The 22,526-nt window shown below is 58.4% G+C and carries 22 protein-coding genes; 17 read left to right on the forward strand and 5 right to left on the reverse strand.

Annotation, left to right across the window (positions count from 1 at the left end; translation table 11 throughout):
- A complete protein-coding gene (prsR, locus tag ACFSAG_RS02185; RefSeq protein WP_374610796.1) occupies positions 1–1,362 on the forward strand; it encodes a PEP-CTERM-box response regulator transcription factor in 1,362 nt (453 codons plus the stop codon).
- Positions 1,362–3,293, forward strand: coding sequence for a tetratricopeptide repeat protein (locus ACFSAG_RS02190; RefSeq protein WP_381511004.1), 1,932 nt, complete (start codon positions 1,362–1,364; stop codon positions 3,291–3,293). Before prsR ends, ACFSAG_RS02190 begins: the two co-directional genes overlap by 1 nt.
- Here ACFSAG_RS02190 and ACFSAG_RS02195 read toward each other — a convergent pair.
- Positions 3,286–3,627 carry a GntR family transcriptional regulator gene (locus ACFSAG_RS02195; protein ID WP_374610800.1) on the reverse strand — a complete coding sequence of 114 codons (342 nt, stop codon included), beginning with the start codon at positions 3,625–3,627 and terminating at the stop codon, positions 3,286–3,288. The two genes, ACFSAG_RS02190 and ACFSAG_RS02195, sit on opposite strands and share 8 nt — an antisense overlap.
- Positions 3,628–3,690: 63 nt before the next feature.
- Positions 3,691–4,260, reverse strand: coding sequence for a nitroreductase family protein (locus tag ACFSAG_RS02200; protein WP_374610802.1), 570 nt, complete (start codon positions 4,258–4,260; stop codon positions 3,691–3,693).
- A gap of 149 nt (positions 4,261–4,409) precedes the next feature.
- On the opposite strand from ACFSAG_RS02200, the gene ACFSAG_RS02205 reads away from it, so the two are divergent.
- The 4 genes from ACFSAG_RS02205 to ACFSAG_RS02220 are packed head-to-tail and all read left to right on the forward strand — an operon-like array spanning position 4,410 to position 9,379.
- Positions 4,410–5,975, forward strand: a complete 1,566-nt coding sequence (locus tag ACFSAG_RS02205; RefSeq protein WP_381511272.1) for a peptide MFS transporter — start codon at positions 4,410–4,412, stop codon at positions 5,973–5,975.
- A gap of 2 nt (positions 5,976–5,977) precedes the next feature.
- Positions 5,978–7,381, forward strand: coding sequence for an amidohydrolase (locus ACFSAG_RS02210; protein ID WP_381511007.1), 1,404 nt, complete (start codon positions 5,978–5,980; stop codon positions 7,379–7,381).
- Positions 7,378–8,670, forward strand: coding sequence for an amidohydrolase family protein (locus ACFSAG_RS02215; RefSeq protein ID WP_374610806.1), 1,293 nt, complete (start codon positions 7,378–7,380; stop codon positions 8,668–8,670). Before ACFSAG_RS02210 ends, ACFSAG_RS02215 begins: the two co-directional genes overlap by 4 nt.
- A 25-nt stretch (positions 8,671–8,695) precedes the next feature.
- Positions 8,696–9,379, forward strand: a complete 684-nt coding sequence (locus ACFSAG_RS02220) for an NnrU family protein (RefSeq protein WP_381511009.1) — start codon at positions 8,696–8,698, stop codon at positions 9,377–9,379.
- Here the strand turns inward: ACFSAG_RS02220 and ACFSAG_RS02225 are convergent.
- Together ACFSAG_RS02225 and ACFSAG_RS02230 are read right to left on the reverse strand one after the other, a co-directional pair.
- Positions 9,374–10,369 carry an aldo/keto reductase gene (locus tag ACFSAG_RS02225; RefSeq protein ID WP_381511011.1) on the reverse strand — a complete coding sequence of 332 codons (996 nt, stop codon included), beginning with the start codon at positions 10,367–10,369 and terminating at the stop codon, positions 9,374–9,376. The two genes, ACFSAG_RS02220 and ACFSAG_RS02225, sit on opposite strands and share 6 nt — an antisense overlap.
- Positions 10,366–11,610, reverse strand: coding sequence for a dicarboxylate/amino acid:cation symporter (locus ACFSAG_RS02230; RefSeq protein ID WP_381511013.1), 1,245 nt, complete (start codon positions 11,608–11,610; stop codon positions 10,366–10,368). Before ACFSAG_RS02230 ends, ACFSAG_RS02225 begins: the two co-directional genes overlap by 4 nt.
- Positions 11,611–11,765: 155 nt before the next feature.
- Between ACFSAG_RS02230 and glmM the strand changes: the two genes are divergently transcribed.
- The 7 genes from glmM (at position 11,766) to ACFSAG_RS02265 (ending at position 17,953) form a co-directional block, all read left to right on the forward strand.
- Positions 11,766–13,103 carry a phosphoglucosamine mutase gene (gene glmM, locus ACFSAG_RS02235; RefSeq protein WP_381511015.1) on the forward strand — a complete coding sequence of 446 codons (1,338 nt, stop codon included), beginning with the start codon at positions 11,766–11,768 and terminating at the stop codon, positions 13,101–13,103.
- Positions 13,103–13,327, forward strand: coding sequence for a DUF1272 domain-containing protein (locus ACFSAG_RS02240; RefSeq protein ID WP_374610816.1), 225 nt, complete (start codon positions 13,103–13,105; stop codon positions 13,325–13,327). The genes glmM and ACFSAG_RS02240 overlap by 1 nt, the downstream gene beginning before the upstream one ends.
- Complete coding sequence (gene thiD, locus ACFSAG_RS02245) at positions 13,324–14,457, forward strand: bifunctional hydroxymethylpyrimidine kinase/phosphomethylpyrimidine kinase (protein WP_381511018.1); 1,134 nt, start codon at positions 13,324–13,326, stop codon at positions 14,455–14,457. The genes ACFSAG_RS02240 and thiD overlap by 4 nt, the downstream gene beginning before the upstream one ends.
- Positions 14,454–15,008: a ribonuclease HII gene (locus ACFSAG_RS02250; protein WP_381511274.1), complete on the forward strand. Its 555-nt coding sequence runs from the start codon at positions 14,454–14,456 to the stop codon at positions 15,006–15,008. The genes thiD and ACFSAG_RS02250 overlap by 4 nt, the downstream gene beginning before the upstream one ends.
- A gap of 231 nt (positions 15,009–15,239) precedes the next feature.
- Positions 15,240–16,382 carry a site-specific DNA-methyltransferase gene (locus ACFSAG_RS02255; RefSeq protein WP_374610822.1) on the forward strand — a complete coding sequence of 381 codons (1,143 nt, stop codon included), beginning with the start codon at positions 15,240–15,242 and terminating at the stop codon, positions 16,380–16,382.
- Positions 16,379–17,470 carry a dihydropteroate synthase gene (gene folP, locus ACFSAG_RS02260; RefSeq protein ID WP_381511021.1) on the forward strand — a complete coding sequence of 364 codons (1,092 nt, stop codon included), beginning with the start codon at positions 16,379–16,381 and terminating at the stop codon, positions 17,468–17,470. The genes ACFSAG_RS02255 and folP overlap by 4 nt, the downstream gene beginning before the upstream one ends.
- Positions 17,471–17,536: 66 nt before the next feature.
- Complete coding sequence (locus ACFSAG_RS02265; protein WP_374610826.1) at positions 17,537–17,953, forward strand: DUF2177 family protein; 417 nt, start codon at positions 17,537–17,539, stop codon at positions 17,951–17,953.
- Here the strand turns inward: ACFSAG_RS02265 and ACFSAG_RS02270 are convergent.
- Positions 17,950–19,371, reverse strand: a complete 1,422-nt coding sequence (locus ACFSAG_RS02270; RefSeq protein WP_381511023.1) for a sigma-54-dependent transcriptional regulator — start codon at positions 19,369–19,371, stop codon at positions 17,950–17,952. The genes ACFSAG_RS02265 and ACFSAG_RS02270 overlap by 4 nt on opposite strands.
- A 166-nt stretch (positions 19,372–19,537) precedes the next feature.
- Here ACFSAG_RS02270 and ACFSAG_RS02275 point away from each other — a divergent pair, with 166 nt between their 5' ends.
- The 4 genes from ACFSAG_RS02275 to ACFSAG_RS02290 are packed head-to-tail and all read left to right on the forward strand — an operon-like array spanning position 19,538 to position 22,510.
- Positions 19,538–19,660 (forward strand): aa3-type cytochrome c oxidase subunit IV, encoded by a 123-nt coding sequence (locus tag ACFSAG_RS02275; RefSeq protein ID WP_374610830.1) that lies wholly within the window; start codon positions 19,538–19,540, stop codon positions 19,658–19,660.
- Position 19,661: 1 nt separating this feature from the next.
- A complete protein-coding gene (locus tag ACFSAG_RS02280) occupies positions 19,662–20,792 on the forward strand; it encodes an NAD(P) transhydrogenase subunit alpha (RefSeq protein WP_381511026.1) in 1,131 nt (376 codons plus the stop codon).
- A gap of 11 nt (positions 20,793–20,803) precedes the next feature.
- On the forward strand, positions 20,804–21,085 hold the full coding sequence (locus tag ACFSAG_RS02285; protein ID WP_374610833.1) for an NAD(P) transhydrogenase subunit alpha part 2: 282 nt from the start codon (positions 20,804–20,806) through the stop codon (positions 21,083–21,085).
- Positions 21,086–21,088: 3 nt separating this feature from the next.
- Positions 21,089–22,510 carry an NAD(P)(+) transhydrogenase (Re/Si-specific) subunit beta gene (locus ACFSAG_RS02290; RefSeq protein ID WP_381511028.1) on the forward strand — a complete coding sequence of 474 codons (1,422 nt, stop codon included), beginning with the start codon at positions 21,089–21,091 and terminating at the stop codon, positions 22,508–22,510.
- Positions 22,511–22,526: the final 16 nt, after the last annotated feature.

Genomic DNA, 22,526 nt, shown 5'->3' on the forward strand with positions numbered 1-22,526 from the left:
ATGGAACAGACCAAAAAGAAACTGCTCATCGTCGAAGACGACCAAGGGCTGCAGCGCCAGCTGAAATGGTCGTATGAGGATTTCGAGGTGTATTGCGCCTCGAACCGGGCAGAGGCGCTTGCGTTGTTGCGGGCAGAGGAACCCGATGTCGTGACGCTCGACCTTGGCCTGCCGCCCGATCCCGATGGGGTGACTGAAGGGTTCGCCGTGCTTGAGGAAATCCTGCTGGTCAAACCTGACACCAAGGTGATCGTTGCTTCGGGCCATAATGCCCGCGAGAGTGCGATGCGCGCAATTTCCGCTGGCGCATGGGATTTCTACCAGAAGCCGGTCGATATTGATGAACTGCACCTGATCGTCAAACGCGCCTTCCATGTGCGTGACCTTGAACTCCAAAACCAGAAGGCGCAGGCGCCCAAGGCCGACGGCGAAATGCTGTTTGGATCGATGATCACTGCATCGCCGCAGATGCTGAAGGCAGCGCGCACTATCGAGCGCGTTGCCAACACCAACGCATCGGTGATGCTGTTGGGTGCAAGCGGGACGGGCAAGGAATTGCTCGCACGCGGATTGCATGATGCAAGCGACCGCAAGGGCAAGCCGTTCGTCGCGATCAATTGCGGTGCGATTCCTGAAAACCTCCTCGAATCCGAACTGTTCGGCCATGAGAAGGGTGCGTTCACCGGAGCGATCAAGACTACAGAGGGCAAAATCGAGCTGGCCAATGGTGGCACGCTGTTCCTTGATGAAGTCGGTGATATTCCATTGCCGCTGCAGGTGAAGCTGCTGCGTTTCCTGCAGGAGCGGGTGATCGAACGCATTGGCGGGCGCAAGTCGATCCCGGTCGATGTCCGCATCGTCTGCGCCACGCATCGCGATCTCAATCAGATGATTTCCGACAAGGAGTTTCGCGACGATTTGTATTACCGGCTTGCCGAAGTGCCGGTGCATATTCCGCGCCTTACCGAACGCCAGGGCGATGCCGTGCTGCTCGCCAAACATTTCCTCAGCCGCTTTGCGCGTGAAATGAACCCGTCGATCAAGGGATTTGCCGCCAGTGCATTGACGGCAATCGACCAATGGGATTGGCCGGGCAATGTCCGCGAGCTCGAAAATCGCGTGAAACGAGCAGTGATCATGGCCGAGGGCAAGTTCATTTCGGTCGATGATCTGCAATTCGATCTGATCGACGACGATGATCGCATATTGAACCTGAAAGCAGCACGCGAGGCTGCCGACCGGCACGCCATCGGGCGAGCGATTGCACGCACAGAGGGCAATATCTCCAACGCTGCAAAGTTGCTGGGCATCAGTCGGCCGACGCTTTACGATCTGCTCAAGCAGTATGAGATCCATGTTTGATGCAACGCATTTCGCGTCCGTTGTTCGGTTTCGGCTTGGCAGCCATCGCCCTGTTGGGCGGGATTGCGCACGCCGCAATTGAAGCCGACGCGCGCGAAGCGTTTGATGCGGCCAAGGCGCATATCGAAGCTGGTGACCTGAGATCGGCGAAGGTCGAACTGCTCAACGCGACTGCGGCTGAACCCAAATGGATAGAGGCGCAGCTGAAGCTGGCCGAAGTCGCGCTTGAGCTTTTCGATCCGGTCACCGCGAAAGAGCATATCGACAAGGCCATCGCGCTGGGGGCATCCGAAACGGCTTATGCCCATCTGCTGGGGCACGCACTTTGGCTGGCGGGGGATAGCGCGAAGGCTGAAGAGGCGTTGACCCAAAAGGTCATTGCCACAGATAAGCTGCCATATGCCTATCGCATTCTGGGGCGCGTCTACATGGATCAGGGCGATACCATAGCCGCGGAACAGGCGTTCGACAAAGGGCTTGCGCTAGCGCCAAAGGACGGTCGGCTTTGGACGGAGAAGGCACGGCTGCGTTATGTCGTTGCCGATCTGGGCGGGGCCAATGCTGCACTCGAAAAGGCGCTTTCGATCAATCCCGGAAACATTCGCGCAATCGAACTGCGCGGGCGTACGGTGCGTGATCAGTTTGGGTTGATGGCGGCCTTGCCCTGGTTTGAAAGGGGTTTGGAGATCGATCCCAACGATGTCCCGCTGCTCGAAGAATATGGGGCCACGCTCGGCGAACTAGGCCGCTATCGCGACATGCTGGCGCAGGCGCGCAAGATACTGTCGCTCGACACCGGAAATCCAAAGGCATTTTATATGCAGGCGACGCTCGCCTCGCGGGCAGGGGATTATGCGCTGGCGCGTCGGATCATGCAGAAGGTGGCCGGGCGGTTTGGCGAATTGCCCGGACCGCAGTTGCTGATTGCGGTCAGCGACTATGAACTGGGCAATTTCAACAAGGCAGTCGAGCGATTTGCGCGGCTCGCCTCTGCACAGCCGGACAATATCGAGCTGCAATTGCTGTTGGCGCGGGCGCTGCATCGCTCGGGCGATCATGCTGCAGCCTGGGATGCAGTTTCTCCGATTGCGGGCAGGGCAGATTCAAGCCCTTACGCTGCGCAACTGGCCGGTCGGATATTGGAGGCGATGGGCGATCGCGAAGCGGCCGGGGCCTATCTCGATCGTGCTGCTTTCCCGCAGATCGCTCTGCCAAAACCCTTGTCCGCGCAGGCAAATGCCGCGTCAGAAGCCGCGCGATTCCCTCGGGATGCGACCAAGGTCGTGCCTTATGTCCGCCTGTTGCTCGCTTCGGGCCAATATGAGCAAGCGCGCCGGGCGATAGCGCCTTTGTTGGCCGGCAATGACGGGGTGCTGGCTGCGCAATTGTTGGCGGGCGATGTGGAGATGGCGGCCGGTAACGCGCAAGGAGCGATCACTGCCTATCAACGGGCAAGGAGACTGGCGCTCAACGAAGCCGTGTTGGGACGCCTCGTCGCGGCTTATCGATCAGTGGGAAATGCGGATGCGGCGAGCAGCACGATTGCCGAGTATCTTGCTTATAATCCGTCGGGGATCATGGCGCAGCGCTTGGCTGCATTCGACCTAATCGATCGCAAACGGTGGGGTGAAGCGCTGCCCATGCTGTACCGGTTACGCGCACGGACCGGTTTCAACGATTCGGTGCTCAACGCCAATATTGCCCGCACTTTGACGGCATTGGGTGAACATGACGATGCGGTGCGCGAAGCAAGGCTGGCTTACAGGAACGACCCTGCCAACATCATGACGACTTATGCGTATGGCAGAGCCTTGCTGCTGCAAGGGGACGATGCAAAGCGGGCAAGGGATGTTTTGGGCAAGGCAAACAAATTGGCGCCGGAAGACAAGGCAATCGCGCGCGATTACCGCGCGGCGCAAAAGCTCAATTGAGCGCTAGCAGTTCTGACGGTTCGATGCCCGCACGTTGCATCTGTGCACGCACCTCTGGCCAGACATTCTTGATGAAATGATCGCGTTCGGTGTTGCGCAGGCGGGACACGGCACCACGTGCAACGAACAGGCCAACGCCGCGCTTTACATCGACAAGGCCATTGTCCTGAAACAACTGATACGCCTTTGCGACGGTCAGCGGATTGGCGCCTTGCTGCGCAGCAAATGCCCGTACCGATGGCAGCATATCCCCTTCTGAAAAACGTCCATCGAGGATCGCGGCCGCGATTTCATCGCGCAGTTTCAGGTATACGGGCTTGCTTTCGGTTTTCATGCCACCTTACTGCCATAACACAGTAGGTCGCGTCAAGTTAAACGGCCAATTAAATTTTACATTTTACGGCCAGTTTCGAACAATGCTTTCAGGCGCAGGACGCGGCCGTTCTTCGAGCGGCTGGCCAGCGGTGCCGATGAAGAAAAGGCCGGCAATCTGTTCGTCTCCGACACAAATTTCCGATCGGACGATGGGGTCATAACTCGCCCACCCGGTAATCCAGCTGGCGACAAATCCATATGCATGCGCCGCATGGAGCAGGTTCATACCAACCGCGCCAACGCTCAATTGCTGTTCCCACAACGGAATTTTTGGGCTGGGCTGTGGGGCGTAAAGCAGCAACACAAGGGTAGGGGCCATCAGCGCAGGTGCGATGGCTGCCTCGATTTGTGCGGGTCGCGCGTCGGGATTGGCCGCAACAAAGGCGCGTTCCAGCAAGGCGGCAAAGGCCTGCCGGTCTTCTATCTTTATCAAGCGCCAAGGGAACAGCTTGCCATGATCGGGGGTGCGCATGGCGAGGCCCAATATGGCATCGAGGTGGGCGGCATCCGGCCCGGGCGCTATCATGTCGCGCGGCTTACCCGAGCGGCGAGAGGCGAGATAGGCAGGCAGTGAGGACAAGTCGTTGAACATGCCGCCACCGTTCATCGAAAAGCGGTAACAAGCGCAACAAAATTCTTCACAGGCGCAATTTTTCCGTTAGGTTGCCCAACCAATCGCCCCGGGGAGGGCAAAAATCATATCGTTAGGGAAGGTGGGTTCGCGTGACCGATTTGAAACCTATGGGCCTTTGGGTCGAAGGCGACTGGATCGCTGCAATTACTGTCGTCGTTTTGGGTATATTCCTCGCCATTGGAGCGAAAATTGCCATCCAGAAAGAACCCGAATTTGCTGGCCATCCCAAGGGCCTATACATGCTCTTCTTTGCCGAAATGTGGGAGCGTTTCTCCTATTACGGCATGCGCGCATTGCTCATTTTCTACCTGACCAAGCATTGGCTGTTCAGCGACGGCAAGGCGAACCTGATCTATGGCGCCTATACCAGCCTTGTTTACATCACCCCGGTCCTTGGCGGCTATTTGGCCGACCGATATCTGGGCCAGCGCAAGGCGGTTCTGTTTGGTGGCCTTCTCCTTGCAATCGGCCACAGCCTGATGGCAGTCGAAGGCGGCGGCGGGCAGAGTGACCCGGCGATCAACGTATTCTGGGCTGCTTTGGCGTTCATCATTGTTGGCTCGGGCTTCCTGAAGGCCAACATCTCGGTGATGGTCGGCCAGCTTTACAAGATGACCGATATCCGCCGCGATGGTGCCTACACCGTGTTCTACATGGGCATCAATGTCGGTGCGGCGATCGGTACCATCCTTGTCGGTTATCTCGGTGAAACCATCGGCTGGGGCTGGGGCTTTGGCCTTGCCGGCATCGGCATGCTCGCTGGCCTCATTGTCTTCGTGCTCGGCAAGAAGGCTCTTAACGGTGCTGGCGAAGCGCCTGTACCGCTGACCAAATCGCGCGAAATGACACTTTACGGCATCGGAATCGCTGCAGTCGCAGTCTGCTGGGCGTTGGTCCAGTATCAGGATGTCATCCAGGGCTTGCTCGTCGTCTCGGGTGTCGGCCTGCTTGGTTATGTCCTTTATGAAAGCTTCAAGCTCGACAAGGAACCGCGCGAGCGCATGTTCGCCATCCTGTTCCTGATTTCGCTGAACCCGCTTTTCTGGGGCCTGTTCGAACAGGCAGGCGGTTCGATGAACCTGTTTACCGACCGCTTCGTAGATCGTGGCGGCGTGCCGGCGGCAATCTTCCAATCGATCAACCCGATCATCATCATGATCTTTGCGCCGATCTTTGCTGGCCTGTGGGTCTGGCTTGGCAAACGCGGGAACGAGCCTTCGGCACCGGCCAAATTCGGCCTTGCTTTGTTGCAGATGGGCCTCGCCAATCTGGTACTTGTCTGGGGAGCAGAGGCATTTGGTGTCGCGGCGATGACCCCGGTCATCCTCGTCTTTGCTTATTACCTGCTGGCCACCACGGCAGAGCTTTGCCTCTCGCCAGTCGGCCTGTCGGCTATGAACCGGCTGGCGCCGAAATTCCTCGCCTCGCTCATCATGGGTGCGTGGTTCTACATGACTGCGGTTGGCAACTTCGTCGCAGGCAAGATCGGTGAAGCCACTGGCGGGCATGATGGCCAGATGACCAAGCAGGGCCTGCTCGACGTTTATGAGCTGTTCGGCTGGATTTCGATCGGTGTTGCCGTCGTCGTCCTGCTGCTGGCCCCCATCGTCAAACGCTGGATGCATCTCGATACGCTGAAGGATGAAGAACCCCAAGCGGAGAAGGCGGCTTGAACATGACAGGACGTTTTCGCTGGTCGATCCTTGCCGCGCCGCTTGCCCTGATTGCCTGTTCGAACACCTCCGAAGCGCCCAAAAGCGCTTCGGCGGACGCACCGGCAGAAAAGCCTGCAAAGCTCAACAAGGATCCTTATCCTTCGACCTACAAGCCCTATCCGGGCGTCGCCACCGCGATCCGCAACGTCACCATATTTGATGGCGAAGGCGGACGGATTGACAATGGCGTTGTCTTTTTTGCAGGCGACAAGATCCAGTCGGTAGGTGGACCTGATACGCCGATACCGGCGGATGTTGCTGTCTTCGATGGTAACGGCAAGTTCGTGACGCCGGGCATCATCGATATCCACTCGCATCTTGGCGATTATCCGACCCCGTCGGTCGATGCACATGATGATGGCAATGAGGCGACCTCGCCAACCACGCCCGAAGTATGGGCCGAACACAGCGTCTGGCCGCAGGATCCGGGTTTCAGCCGCGCGCTCGCTAATGGTGGCATCACCACGCTGCAGATCCTGCCGGGATCGGCCAACCTGATGGGCGGCCGTTCGGTGGTGCTGAAGAATGTCTATGCGCGCACCGTGCAGGGGATGAAATTCCCCGGCGCACCTTATGGCCTGAAAATGGCATGCGGTGAAAATCCGAAGCGCGTTTATGGCGCGCGCGGACGGATGCCGTCGACCCGCATGGGCAACCTCGCCGTCAACCGCCAGACTTGGATCAAGGCGCAGGAATATCGGAAGAAACGGGATTCGGGTAAGGACTATACCCGCGACATCGGGATGGAAACGCTTGCCGGTGTCCTTGATGGCGACATCACCATCCAGAACCACTGCTATCGCGCTGATGAAATGGCCATCGTCCTCGATATGGCCAAGGAATTTGGCTACAAGGTCTCGACCTTCCACCATGCGGTCGAATCTTACAAGATTGCCGACCTGCTGCGCGAGAATGGCGTCTGCTCGGCGGTGTGGGCGGATTGGTGGGGCTTCAAGATGGAAGCCTATGACGCGATCCCAGAAAATGCCGGCATCCTGCACAATGCAGGTGCGTGCGTGATCATCCACTCGGATGACGAAAACCAGATCCAGCGGCTCAACCAGGAAGCGGCAAAGGCGCTTTCGGATGCGCGCCGTATGGGTTTCCAGATTTCGGATGCCGATGCAATCCGCTGGCTGACCTACAACCCGGCCAAGGCAATGGGCATCGACAAGATGACCGGCAGCCTGAAGCCGGGCAAGATGGCCGATCTCGTACTGTGGAACGGCAATCCTCTGTCGGTCTATTCACGGCCTGAAAAGGTATGGGTCGATGGCGCTTTGCTGTTCGATGCAGCCGACGCCAAGCGGCGACCGGTGAGCGACTTCGAGCTTGGCCAGCCCGGTGAAGGAGATGTGAAATGAGGCATCTTCTGTTCGCAGCAGCGGCTTTGGCTGCTTTGGCTTCGCCCGCATCGGCCGAGACAATCGCCATAACCGGTGGCAAGCTGGTTATCGGCGATGGCAGCGCGCCGATCGAAGGTGGCACAGTCGTCATCCGTGATGGCAATGTAGTCGCCGCTGGTGCTGGTGTCGCCATTCCGGCCAATGCCCGCACCATAGATGCGTCAGGCAAATGGGTGACACCCGGCGTGTTCGCCGGTTTCAGTCGGCTCGGCCTTTCCGAAGTCGATGCCGTCAACGGCACCAACGACAAGAGCGGCGGCAAGAGCGGCTTTTCAGCGGCAATCGACGTTGCTCCAGCTATCGATCCGTTCCGTTCACCTATCGCTGTAAACCGCAGCGCGGGTGTGACCCGCGCGGTGGTTGCGCCTGAAGCTGCGGGGAATATCTTCGCGGGGCAGGGTGCGGTGATGGACCTTGGTTCGGACTCAGATGCTGTAACCAAGGCGCGCGTTTTCCAGTTTGTCGAATTGGGTGAGAATGGGGCAGCCGCCGCTGGCGGAAGCCGTTCATCCTCGCACCTGCTGTTCCGCGCCATGCTGCGCGAGGCGCAGGATTACGCCACTGGTCGCAACGCATTTGACGATGAGTTGTTGCGTGCGGAAGACGCCAAGGCGCTACAAGCTGTATTGCGCGGCGAGCAGCGGTTGCTTGTCCGTGTCGAAGCGGCGAACGACATCTTGCGCGTGCTTGAGTTGAAGCGTGATTACCCGGCAATCAAGATGGTGCTTGTCGGCGTCAGCGAAGGTTGGCGGGTTGCAGATCGCATCGCGGCAGCAGGCGTTCCCGTAATTGCATCCGCGCTCAACGACCTTCCGGCGACCTTTGAATTGCTCGGGGCAACCCAATCGAACATCGGGCGGATGAAGGATGCGGGCGTCAAGGTCTCGATCGGCATGATCGATGACAGGGATTCGCACCAGCTTCGCTACACCACGCAATATGCAGGCAATCTCGTCAGCCTCCAGAAGGTGCCAAGGGCCACCGGCTTGAGCTGGGATGAAGCATTTGCTGCGATCAGTTCTGGCCCCGCCGAGGCAATCGGCATGGGTGACAGGATCGGCAGCCTCAAAGCAGGCCGGGTCGGCGATGTCGTGGTTTGGGATGGTGATCCGCTCGAGCTTTCAAGTGCACCGGTTGCGGTTTTTGTCGATGGGGTCGAACAACCGCTCGGCAACCGACAGAATCGTCTGCGCGATCGCTATCGTACACCGCAGGAAGGCAGCTTGCCCAAAGCCTATGAACATTGACGCCTGACGGCGGGAGGAGGGACAAATGGATAGCCTGTTACCTTTGCTGACAGCGTGTGTGTTTTTCGTTGGAAGCCATTTCCTTTTGTCCCACCCCTTGCGGCGCCCCTTGGTAGGGCGAATGGGCGAAAAGGGCTTTCTTGGCCTTTACTCGCTCGTTTCGTTCGTCGGGCTTGGCTGGATGATGTGGGAATTTTCGCGAGCGCCTGTGGGCGAGTTGTATTGGGCCCCGACCAACGCCATCTGGATCGTCGCCAGCATCCTGACCTTGCTCGCCGCAATCCTGTTTGCCGGATCTTTTCAGGGCAACCCCGCCTTGCCCAATCCAGATGGCGACGTGATCCGCACATTGGCGGCCAAGGTGCCTACCGGTGTGTTTCGCGTGACGCGGCATCCGATGATGTGGGGCTTTGCGCTATGGGGTCTGGCCCACATCCTGATTGCGCCGCGCATGGACAGCTTCCTGTTCAACGGCAGCTTCGTGTTCCTCGCTTTGGCTGGATCGTACGGACAGGATCGAAAGAAAGAAGCCTCGTTGGGCGATGCATGGGCGAAGTGGGAACGCCAGACCAGTTTCCTGCCGCGCCTTTCGCAGTTGGCGAAAGTCGAGCCTCGTTTCCTACTGATCGGCGTGATATTCTGGCTGGGCGCCACATGGGCGCACAACCTGTTTGGCAATTATGGAGCGGGCATCTACCGCTGGCTATAGCCTGACCATCCGCATGCCTGCCTCACCATAGCGCGGGCCAGCGGTGCCACCGCGCGGAGCGGCGGCTTCCAATTTGGCCAGATCGTCCGCATCCAGCGAGACATCGGTGGCTTTGGCGCTGTCCTCCATCGTCACGCGGCGCTTGAAACCGGGGATTGGAACGATGTCCTCTCCCTGGGCAAGCAGCCATGCAAGCGCAACCTGCGCATTCGATGCGCCATGTTTTGCGGCAACATCGCCCACAGCGTCGACTACCTTGAGGTTCGCGGCGAAATTCTCGCCTTGATAGCGGGGGTCATTCCGGCGCCAGTCATTTTCGGGCAAATCATCAAGGCTGCGGATCGATCCCGTAAGGAACCCACGGCCGAGCGGCGAATAGGGAACAAAGCCGATGCCGAGTTCGCGGCAGGTGGGAAGGATTTCCTCTTCGATATCCCGTTCCCACAGCGAATATTCGCTTTGCAGCGCGCTGATCGGCGCAACGGCAGCGGCGCGGCGCAGCGTCGCAGGGCCAGCTTCAGATAGCCCGATATGCTTGATTTTGCCCTCTTTCACGAGGTCCGCCATCGCGCCAACCGTTTCCTCGATAGGCACATTGGGGTCGACACGGTGCTGGTAGAACAAGTCGATGCAGTCGATGCCGAGGCGTTTCAGGCAGCCCTCGACCGAAGCCTTTGCATTGGCAGCGGAACCGTCGACACCAACAATCTTGTTGCCGTCGAAACGGAAGCCAAACTTGGTGGCAATCACCAGCTCATCGCGCTTGCCCTTGATCGCTTCGCCAACCAGTTCTTCATTCTGGAAAGGGCCGTAAATCTGCGCAGTATCGAAAAAGGTGATGCCAAGGTCGATGGCGCGGTGGATCGTCTTGATCGCTTCATCGGGATCGGCAGCCTCACCATACAGGATGTTGCCACCTTTGATCATCGGCATACAGCCGACGCCGATGGCGGAAACCTTCAGGCCATGACCGAGATTGCGATATTTCATGACTGCTCTCCTTCGTGAGCGGGATCATCCTCGCCGACATGCTTGTCGACGGTGGCGGTTACCGCCATGTCCATGGTGACATTGCCCAATGTCCGCATGATATCTGGGAAAGTCTCGATAGCAATCAATAAACCCAATGGTTCGACTGGCACGCCCATGGCGATGCAGATGGGCGCAATCGAACTGATGAAACTGATCGAACCGGGCAGGGACACCGCGCCCATCGTCGTGATTGCACCTGCGGCGAGACCCAAGGCAATCTGCCCGGCGGTGAGTTCGATGCCCATCAGATGCGCGATGTAGAGCGCGACGCCAAAATTCATTGCAGGGCCAGTGGCGCGGAACAGCGCGACGGCGATAGGCAGGATGATTTCCGAATTACGCGTGCGCACGCCGAGCTGGTTCAAGCCCTGCAGCATGGCAGGAAGTGACGCGAGCGAGCTTTGCGTCGAAATTGCCACCGCCTGCGCGGGAATTGCGGCGCGGAAAAAGACGAAAGGGTTCTTTCCAGCGCCTGCAAATGCAATCACAAAGCTGAGTAGCCAGATCACCGAACCGGTTGCCACCAGCACGATGACATAATGGGCAAGGGCGCCAAAGGCCGCGCTGCCCGCGGTGACACCCAGGCCATAGGCAAGGGCAAAAACGCCAATCGGGGCAAGCGCCAGCACCCAACCCACAATCATCACCATTGCATCGGCGACTGCGTCGAAAAGCGAATGGATCGAGCGACGCTTGTCCTCTGGCAGTTTGACCACCGCGAAGGCGAACGCGAGCGTGAAGACGATAAGCGGCAGTACATCGGTGTTCGCCGCCGAACCAATTGGGTTGGTCGGCACGATCTTTTTGATGATTTCAGTGAACGGCTCGGCCTGCTCGATCGGGGCCATGGTTGTCAGGCCTGATATCAGTGCCTGTGCAGCCTCACGCGGGATGGGGAAAGCGGATGTGAGCGTGGGGATCATGAAGGCGGCGATTGCCGAAGATGTCCACAGCAAGGTGATCATCATGACAACGCCGGTAAACGCGATCTTGCCCGCACGCGCCGCCGCAGCAGTCTGAACGATGCCGACGATCAACAGGGCAACGACAAGCGGCACCACGGTCATGCGCAGGGCATTCAGCCAGACTGTGCCGATGACGCTCGCCGCGTCGTTCAATATCGGCGCGGCATCGCCAATCAATTCGCCTGCCAATATGCCCGCCACCAGCATTGCCAAGATAAAGAAAGTCTTGTTCACGGCCCGATTTGCTCCCTGATATTGGATCAACCTTTTATCTGCATGCCCAACCACCGCAAGCCGGTAAAATGACTGGGAGTTTTCACATTTGCAGCTTTGCGGGATGCCGTTCGATGGACTAGGAGAGAGGCATATTCAGGGTTACGGGAGTCGTGATGGGACGCAAATATTTCGGCACTGACGGCATAAGAGGACGCACCAATGCGGGTGCGATGACCGCCGAAATGGCCATGAAAGTTGGGCAGGCTGCGGGCGCGCATTTCTTGCGCGGCGATCACAAACATCGCGTCGTTATCGGTAAGGATACGCGTCTTTCGGGCTACATGGTCGAGAATGCATTGGTTGCCGGTTTCACCAGCGTCGGCATGGATGTCGTCCAGTTCGGGCCGATACCCACACCCGCGGTGGCCCTGCTGACGCGCTCGATGCGTGCTGACCTTGGCGTCATGATTTCGGCGAGCCACAACCCTTATGAGGATAACGGCATCAAATTGTTTGGCCCGGACGGGTTCAAGCTTTCCGATGCTGATGAAATGGCTATTGAGGCGCTTCTCGACCAGCCCCCCAAACTGGCTAAGTCGATGGATATTGGTCGCGCCCGACGCGTAGAGGACGCGCGTGGACGCTATATCCATGCAGTGAAGGCGACGCTTCCCGAGCATATCCGGTTCGATGGCCTTCATGTCGTGCTCGACTGTGCGCATGGTGCAGCTTACCAGGTTGCGCCAGCGGCAATATGGGAATTGGGTGCCAAGGTTACCGCCATCGGCGTCAACCCCAATGGCAAGAATATCAACGATCGCGTGGGCTCAACGCACACGGCGACCTTGCAGGAAACCGTTGTCGCTGCCGGGGCGGATATCGGCATCGCGCTCGATGGTGATGCCGACCGCCTGATCGTTGTCGATGAAAAGGGGCGGGTGGTCGATGGCGACCAGATCATGGCCCTTCTCGGTACATCGATGAGCCGAAACGGCCTGCTTCGCGGCGACGGGATCGTTGCAACGGTGATGTCCAACCTAGGGCTCGAACGCTATCTGGCCAGTCAGCATCTGGAATTGGTGCGCGCCAAGGTCGGTGACCGCTATGTGCTGGAGGAAATGCGCGCGCGCGGGATGAATGTGGGCGGGGAGCAATCAGGCCATATGATCCTGCTCGACCACGCAACGACCGGCGATGGCACTATTGCAGCTCTGCGCGTGCTTGCCGAACTGGTCGACAGCGGCAAAAAGGCGAGCGAACTTCTCCACTTGTTTGATCCGGTTCCGCAATTGCTGCGCAATGTACGCTATTCGGGTGGCAAGCCGCTCGATAATGCCAATGTGCAGTCGGTGATTGCCGAAGCGGAGCGCGAACTGAGCGGTACTGGGCGATTGGTCATACGGCCCTCCGGTACCGAACCGGTGATCCGTGTCATGGCAGAGGGCGACGATGCAAAACAGGTCCGCGCAATTGTCGATCGCATTTGCCAAGCCGTTGAGGAAGCTGCCTGATGCTTGAGATGCGCCCCGATTGCGAACGCTGCGGCACGGATCTGCCCGCACATGTCGGTGGCGCATTCATCTGTTCGTTCGAATGCACATTTTGCGCGGAATGCGCGGATGACATGGACGAGCGCTGCCCTAATTGTGGCGGTGAATTGCTCGACCGGCCGACGCGTTCGAAGAAGCTGCTCGAAAAATATCCAGCCTCCAGCGAACGGAAGCACAAAGGATGAGCACAGCACGCATCCTTATCATTGCGGGTTCCGATAGCGGCGGCGGGGCTGGCATCCAGGCGGACATCAAAACCGTTACGATGCTCGGCGGCCATGCGATGACGGCGATCACGGCAATCACCGCGCAGAACACGCTCGGCGTCGATGCAGTGCACATGGTGCCGACGCAGATGGTAATCGACCAGATTGCCGCCGTCGTCAGCGATATCGGCGTCGATGCGGTCAAAATCGGGATGATTGGGAGTGCGGAAACCGCACATGCGGTTGCGGACAGCCTGTCGGAACTTTCCTGCCCAATCGTGTTCGATCCGGTGATGGTTGCCACCAGCGGAGCCATACTTGCCGATGACGATACGATATCGGCGTTCCAGCGGTTGATGCGTCTTGCGACATTGACAACGCCCAACCTGCCAGAACTTGAAGCATTGGGCGGGCGGGCTTCGCTGCTCGAACGCCATATCCCGCTGCTGATCAAGGGCGGGCATGCGGAGGGCGATTTCATTGTCGACCGGCTCGACCTCGCAATCGGGCAAAGCAGCGAATGGACCGATCCGCGCATCGAAACGCGCAATACGCATGGTACGGGCTGCACCTTGGCAACTGCGATTGCGACCGGCCTCGGGCAGGGTTTCTCGCTTGAACAGTCGATCGAACGCGCGCGGTTGTTCGTGCGGCTTGCGCTGCACGATGCTCCGGGGCTCGGGCAGGGGCATGGCCCGATGGGGCACCAATATGTGCGCGAGGATGCGATGGTGCCGGGGCCTTCGCTGAACCAGGTAACCGTCGGCAGCACCAACTATGCGGCGTCGGTCGATTTCTACAAGGCGCTGGGGCTGCAGCAGATCGTCGATAGTCCGTCCAATGGCTATGCGCGGTTCGAAGTACCCAATGGCGCAACCTTCTCGATCCACGAGAGCGAGGATATCGGCACATCGACGGTGGTCTATTTTGAAAGCAAGCGGCTCGATGCGTGGGTCAGCGAGTTGGTGAGCGAAGGTTTTGCCTTTGAACAAATGCCGCAGGATGAAAGCTGGGGCTGGCGCGAGGCACGCTTGCTCGATCCTTCGGGCAACATTGTTTGTCTTTACAGCGCAGGCGAAAACCGCCGTTATCCCGAATGGCGGATATGATCATAGGCGTTGATGAAGCGGGCAGGGGGCCATTGGCAGGGCCGGTGGTGGCAGCAGCCGTCATCCTGTGCGACGAGGGCATTGAGGGCCTCGATGACAGCAAGAAACTTTCGGCAAATCGCCGGGCTGAACTCGAAGTGGTAATCAAGCGATCGTGCCGCTGGGCAATCGGTGTGGCGGATGTTGAGGAAATCGACCGGATCAACATATTACAGGCGACGATGCTCGCCATGACGCGCGCGGTTGAGGCTTTGTCGGTGCAGCCGCTGAAAATATTGGTGGACGGTAACCGGCTTCCCAAATGGTCTTATCATGCCGAAGCCGTGATCGGGGGCGATGCGCTCCATCCCTGCATCTCGGCCGCAAGCATCATCGCCAAGGAACATCGCGACCGTTTGATGCGCAGCTATGACGCCATGCATCCCGGCTATGGCTGGGCTTCGAACAAGGGCTATGGATCGGCAGGGCATCTGGAAGCGCTGCGGCGTTTGGGGCCGACGCCTTTGCATCGGAAGAGTTTTGCGCCGGTTGCGCAGCTCGAATTATTGTAAATAGATGTAAAATCTTGCTTGGTGAGTCTTTCGGGCAACACCACTAGGGGTTGAGTCCGCTTGGAATCGCCAGACTCCATATCTTGTGCCGGACTCCTTTCGTTCCGCCCAGATTTGCGATTCCGCTAGGGATTCCAACGAGTCGCGGCCTCCAAAATCGCTTGACCTGCGAGTCCGGAAGACTCATCGCTGGCCCCTGATTTGCGCTGTTCAGGCGGGGAGCCTCGTTCAATGGGTGTTATGGAAAAGATTGCGGTCAAATCGAAAGCCGCAACAAAGGTCGCAAAAGTTGATAAGAAGAGCCTGCCTCTCGATCAGATCCTGAAAATGGATTGCATCGAAGCGATGCGCTCATTGCCCGATGCGTGCGTCGACATGGTTTTTGCCGACCCGCCGTATAATCTGCAACTGGGCGGCGACCTCCAGCGCCCTGATGGCAGCCAGGTCGACGCGGTCGATGACGATTGGGACAAGTTCGACAATTTCGCGGCTTATGACAAGTTCACCCGTGAATGGCTCATCGAAGCGCGGCGCATCTTGAAACCCAATGGCACCTTGTGGGTCATCGGCAGCTATCACAATATCTTCCGTGTAGGCGCATCGTTGCAGGACCAGGGTTTCTGGATCCTCAATGACATCATCTGGCGCAAATCGAACCCGATGCCCAATTTCAAGGGCACGCGCTTCACCAATGCGCATGAAACGCTGATCTGGGCGGCAAAAAGCGACAAGGCGCGCTACACCTTCCACTATCGTTCGATGAAGACCTTGAACGACGAGCTGCAGATGCGCTCGGATTGGGTAATTCCCATTTGCGGCGGCAAGGAACGGCTGAAACTCAACGGCACCAAGGCGCACCCGACGCAAAAGCCCGAGGCGCTGCTCTATCGCATCCTGCTGGCGTGCACCAATCCGGGCGACGTCGTGCTCGATCCCTTTTTCGGCACCGGCACGACCGGCGCAGTTGCCAAGCGGCTCCAGCGTCACTGGATTGGCTGCGAACGCGAAGACACCTATTGCAAGGTCGCCGAAGAGCGCATCGCAATGGCTTTGCCGCTTGATGAGTCGGCGCTGGAAACGATGCAATCGCCCAAGTCGCAACCGCGCGTTTCGTTCGGCCAATTGGTTGAGAACGGCTATATCCGCGCAGGGGCTCAATTGACCGACAAGAAACGCCGTTTTGGGGCAATTGTGCGCGCCGACGGTTCGCTCAAATGGACCGACAAATATGGTTCGATCCACAAGATCGGCGCGATGGTCCAGAATGCGCCGAGCTGCAATGGCTGGAACTTCTGGTACTATCAGACGCGCGAGGGCGAGTTGAAGGTTATCGATGACCTGCGGCAGACCTATCTGCTCGCTAACGAGCCGTGAGACAAATCTACCTCCGGCCTTGCGCCTTCATTGAGACGCCGGTTGGATTTGACGGACAGGCCGCCCGCCTTGCCGGCACGATGGTCTATTTCTCGGCGCTGGAGGTAATCCAGACCGAGGGCGGGAAGCGCCATTCGAAAGCGCTTGTCGCGCTATCCGAACTTGAAACGCATCTTTCGGATTTGCCTCAGGAGCTTGGCGACAAAGCCCGGCAGCAATTTGCCCATATCACAGCCTCGCGCCCTGCCATCAAAATGGGCGCGCGTACCATCCAACTCGATCAACCGCGGGTGATGGGGATCCTCAATTGCACCCCCGACAGCTTTTCGGATGGCGGCACGCATGGTGACGTTGAAGCACAAGCGCTCGCCGGCGGGGAAATGGCTGCTGCCGGCGCGTCGATTATCGATGTTGGCGGGGAATCCACCCGTCCCGGCGCACCGCTCATTTGGGAAGGCGATGAAATAAAGCGGGTGCAGCCCGTTATCGAGAGGCTGGCCAATGCAGGTCACGCGCTTTCGATCGATACGCGCAAGGCCGCGGTGATGGAGGCGTCGTTGCAGGCAGGCGCAAGCATGATCAACGACATTTCCGCGCTGCTTTATGATGATCGCGCACTTGCCGTTGCCAAGGCCAGCGACTGCCCGATCGTCCTGATGCATGCGCCGAGCCAGTCGAGCGATCCGCACAAGAATGACGGATATCATGACGTGCTGTTCGACGTGTATGATTGGCTTGAAGAACGCGTGGACGCGCTGGTGGCGGCGGGCATCGCGCGGCAACGGTTGCTCATCGATCCCGGCCTTGGGTTTGGCAAATCATTGTCGGACAATCTGGTGCTCGTGAACAATCTTTCGCTGTTCCACGGAATTGGCTGCCCAATCCTTTTCGGCGCCAGCCGCAAGCGCATGATCGGTGCATTGTCGAACGAGGCTCCGGCTGATGCGCGGCTCGGCGGATCAATTTTCCTTGCGATGAAGGCAGTTGAGCAGGGCGCACATATCGTGCGAGTCCATGATGTCCCGGAAACAGTCCAGGCAATCCATGTCTGGCGCGGGCTGCGCGATTCGGCTTTGACAGCAGGTTAGGCGGCGGGTTTAACCCGTATCGTTTGCCTTCTCCCAGATGCTATCCTGCCGATAGGAGATTGAAGCATGATCGCAAAATATGTTGTAGCCTATGTCGCAACGGGCGTGTCCTTTGCGTTGATCGACAGCGTCTGGCTGCGAACGATGTACGAGCGGTTGTATAAGCCCGAAATCGGCGAACTGATGTATCAAGGCGGTTTTCGGCTTGGCCCAGCGGTAACTTTCTACCTGCTGTACATATTAGGTATGATGATTTTTGCGGTAGGCCCTGCATTGCACAGTGGCAAATGGCAGACAGCGGTGCTGTGGGGCGCGCTGCTCGGCTTTTTCTGCTACATGACCTATGATCTGACCAATTATGCGACGCTAAAGGTGTGGAGCACCAAGGTGACAGTGCTCGACATCATTTGGGGAACATTATTGACCGGTTCCGCATCGTTCGGCGGATGGTGGATTACGACATTAATCTTCGGGAAGAACTAAGCCGCGCTGCTTTCAATGCCGAGATCGGCGAGCTTGCGGTACAACGTCGATCGGCCGATGCCCAATCGGCGCGCAACCTCGGTCATGCGGCCGCGATAATGGCCAATCGCCAGGCGGATGACGTCGGCCTCGATTTCTTCCAGCGGACGCATGTTGCCGTCCTGCTCATAAAGTGAAACGCCGACACCTTCGTTGTGGTTCATCACCGTTTCGGAACGCCGCCCCACCGCCGAAGCGATTTGCGGAAACTCGTCAGGCGTGAGTGCGTCGCGTTCGCACAGCACGGCAGCGCGAAAAAGTGCGCTCTGCAACTGGCGGACATTGCCCGGCCAGTTATAGCTGCGCAGCAATGATAAGGCCTCTTCGGTGATTCCAAGGCTTCGAAGGCCGGGCTGGTTCGCCATGCGGCCGAGGAAATGGCGGGCAAGGGCGGGAATATCGCCGATCCGATCGCGCAATGGCGGGATATGCAATTGGACGACGTTGATCCGGTAATAAAGATCTTCGCGCAGAACGCCGCTTTCAAGCTTTGCCGTCAGGTCATTGTTGCAGGCGGTGATGACACGGACATCGATGCGATAGCTGTGCGGCGATCCCAATGGCTGGATTTCACCCTCGGTGAGCAGGCGCACGAGGCGTACCTGCGTTTCGGAAGGAAGCTGGTCGATTTCATCGAGGAAAACCGTGCCGGTATCGGCTTGTTGCAAGATGCCGACGCGGCGATCAAATGCACCTGCAAAGGCGTCTCTTTCATGCCCGAACAGCACGGAATCGAGCAGGTTCGGGGCGATGGCGCCGCAGTTGACCTTCAGGAATGGCAGTCGCGCGCGCGGTGATGCCGCGTGGATGGCATCGGCAACAACCTCTTTGCCGACTCCGCCTTCACCTTCAATCAATATCGGCGCCTTGCTGCGTGCCGCCTTTGCGGCAATGGCGAGCGCGGTGCGGAAAGCCGGCGCGGAGCCGATGATTTCGTCAAATTCCAGCTGATGGCCGATTTTTTCGGTCAAAGGCTGCAATTCGCCAAAATCCTTGGCATGTTCGGCGGCCAGGCTGAGCGCAGCAATCAGGCGCTCTGCCGCCACCGGCTTGATGATGTAATCCGAAGCACCCGCCCGCATGGCCTCGATCGCGCTGTCGGTTGATCCGATTGCGGTCATCAAAAGGACGGGAAGGGCAGGGCGGCGTGACTTGAGCTCCGCAATCAAAGATGCCGCATCGGAACCGGGAACCCATTGATCGAGCAAGATAGCGTCAAGCATCATGCCATCCTGGGTGCCCAGCATGGCGATGGCGGTCTCAGCATCGCGGGCGAAAACCGTCCGCCAACCAGCACGACTGGCGATAGCCGAAACCAACCTGCACTGGGCAGGCTCGTCATCGACAAGCATCAGCAATCGTGTCTCTTTATCCGCCATCGAAATCCCATCGGGCCCCTGGTGAACCAACGCGGTACCAACAAGTGGTAAAGAGCCTATTAAGCATCCAATAAAAATTCTGTTCGCGGGGTGCTTGAGCAATACCCACCATCTGGCTATTAGCCGCGCATGGCCTATAGCAAGGCGGATATTTAGGGAGGCTGAATTGGCTGGAAATCAGGACATGCGCGACGCGAGCGAAACCTACACCGGATTTCTCTCGTTGCTGAAATGGGGAACCATCGTTTCGATCGCAGTTACAGCTCTCGTATTGCTGATCATCGCATAACGTGACCAAAATTGCAGTTCTCAAAGAGGTCGCTCCCGGCGAAACCCGGGTTGCGGCCTCTCCCGAGACGGTGAAGAAATTTATCGGTCTCGGTGCTAACGTGTCTGTCGAATCCGGGGCCGGGATCAGCGCCTCCATTTCCGATGCAGAATATACCGCTGTGGGCGCGACCATCGGCGCTGCTGCTGCGGTTGTGAAGGATGCCGACATCATACTCGGTGTGCAGGGGCCCGATCCAAAGGCGCTCAAAGGTGCGTCCAAGGGGGCATGGATTGTCGCCGGGCTTGATCCTTTCGGTCAGCGCAAGCGCATCGACGATTATGCGGCTGCCGGTGTCGAAGCGCTGGCGATGGAATTCATGCCGCGCATCACCCGCGCGCAATCCATGGATATCCTCTCGTCGCAATCGAACCTTGCCGGTTACAAGGCCGTAATCGACAGCGCTGCGGCCTATGGCCGTGCCTTTCCGATGATGATGACGGCCGCAGGCACGATTAGCGCTGCCAAGGCGTTCATCATGGGTGTCGGCGTTGCTGGCTTGCAGGCGATTGCCACCGCGCGCCGTTTGGGTGCCGTGGTTTCGGCAACTGACGTGCGCTCGGCGACCAAGGAGCAGATTGAAAGCCTCGGCGCGAAACCCATTTTCGTCGAGAATGTTGCAGGTATCGAAGGCGAAGGTGCCGGTGGCTATGCGACGGAAATGTCTGAAGAATATCAGAAGGCGCAAGCCGAGCTGGTATCGAGCCACATTGCCAAGCAGGACATCGTCATCACCACGGCACTGATCCCCGGACGCGCGGCGCCGCGCCTCATTTCGGATGCGCAAATCGCATCAATGAAGCCCGGCAGTGTGATTTTCGACCTTGCAGTCGCGCAAGGTGGCAATGTCGAAGGGTCGAAGGCAGACGAAGTCGTCGTCAAGCATGGCGTCAAGATCATCGGCTATTCGAACACGCCAGCGCATCTTGCAGCTGACGCGTCGGCGCTGTTTGCGCGCAACCTTTTCAACTTCCTTTCTGCCTTTTGGGACAAGGAAGCGGGCAAACCGGTATTGCCCGACGAAGACGAAATCACCGCAGCCATCCGCCTCACCAAGGACGGCAAGGTTGTCAACGAACGGCTGCTGGGCTGACGGAGCAAGACATGGACTTCATATCAATCCTATCGATCTTCGTACTGGCCTGTTTTGTCGGCTATTATGTTGTCTGGTCGGTCACGCCTGCGCTGCACACGCCGCTGATGGCGGTGACCAATGCAATTTCCTCGGTGATTATCGTTGGCGCGTTGATCGCTGCGGCGGCTTCGGGTGCGCCCGGTGCGAAATGGCTTGGCCTGATCGCGGTGGTGCTCGCCAGCGTCAACATCTTTGGCGGCTTCGCAGTCACTGAACGCATGCTCGCCATGTACAAGAAAAAGGACAAGTAAGAGATGGAACATGCAGTCGTTCCCGCATGGGCCATGCTTGCCTACCTCGTTTCCGGGGTATTCTTCATCCTTGCGCTACGCGGGCTAAGCTCGCCGGCATCCTCGCGCCGCGGCAACCGCTTCGGCATGGCGGGCATGCTGATCGCCGTCGTCACCACGCTTGTAACGCATGAGGTTGCGGCGCTCCCTGAAATCCTGGGTGCTATTGCTATCGGTGGCGGCATTGGTTGGGTCATAGCGCGCAAGATCGCGATGACGGACATGCCGCAACTGGTCGCGGCTTTCCACTCGCTGGTCGGCCTTGCAGCGGTGCTGGTGGGTGTGGCTGCCTATCTCAACCCCGAAGCGTTCGGCATTCTTGATGCCAATGGCGAGATTTTGACCGTTAGCCGCGTTGAAATGGGGCTGGGCGTTGCAATTGGTGCGATCACCTTTTCGGGTTCGGTCATCGCTTTCCTGAAGCTTGCCGGGAAAATGTCGGGTTCGCCCATCCTGCTGCCGGGGCGGCATGTGATCAACCTTGGCACTTTGATCGCGATTATTGGCCTTACCGCCTATTTCGCGATGTTGCCGACGACTGGCACCGAATGGGTATTCTGGACGATTGTCGTTCTTTCTTTCGTAATCGGTTTCCTGCTGATCATTCCGATTGGCGGAGCGGACATGCCGGTCGTCGTGTCGATGCTCAACAGCTATTCGGGCTGGGCTGCAGCCGCGATGGGTTTCACGCTGCACAACAGCGCGATGATCATCACCGGTGCGTTGGTTGGCTCGTCGGGCGCGATCCTCAGCTACATCATGTGTAAGGCGATGAACCGCAGCTTCATCAGTGTAATCGCCGGTGGCTTTGGTGCGGATGCATCATCAGGCGGCGGCGAAGCCAAGGAACAGCGCCCATGGAAGCGCGGTTCGGCTGAAGACGCCGCCTATATGATGCAGCAGGCCGAAAGCGTTATCATCGTTCCGGGTTACGGCATGGCGGTGGCGCAGGCGCAGCACGCGCTGCGCGAGATGGCCGATCTCCTCAAAAAGGAAGGCGTCAGCGTCAAATATGCGATCCACCCCGTGGCGGGCCGCATGCCGGGGCACATGAACGTCCTGCTCGCAGAGGCCAATGTGCCCTATGATGAGGTGTTCGAACTGGAAGACATCAACAGCGAATTTGCGCAAACCGATGTGGCATTCATCATCGGTGCGAACGACGTTGTGAACCCTGCGGCAAAGACCGACAAATCATCGCCCATCTATGGCATGCCCGTTTTCGATGTCGACAAGGCCAAGACCGTATTTTTCATCAAGCGCAGCATGGGCGGCGTGGGCTATGCAGGCGTCGATAACGACGTCTTCTACATGGACCAGACCATGATGTTGCTCGCCGATGCCAAGAAAATGGTCGACGATATTGTGAAGGCCTTGCAGCACTAAGCTGCATCACGCTATC

The organism is Sphingorhabdus buctiana, assembly GCF_042680825.1.
In the GTDB taxonomy this organism is placed as follows: Bacteria; Pseudomonadota; Alphaproteobacteria; order Sphingomonadales; family Sphingomonadaceae; genus Sphingorhabdus_B; species Sphingorhabdus_B buctiana.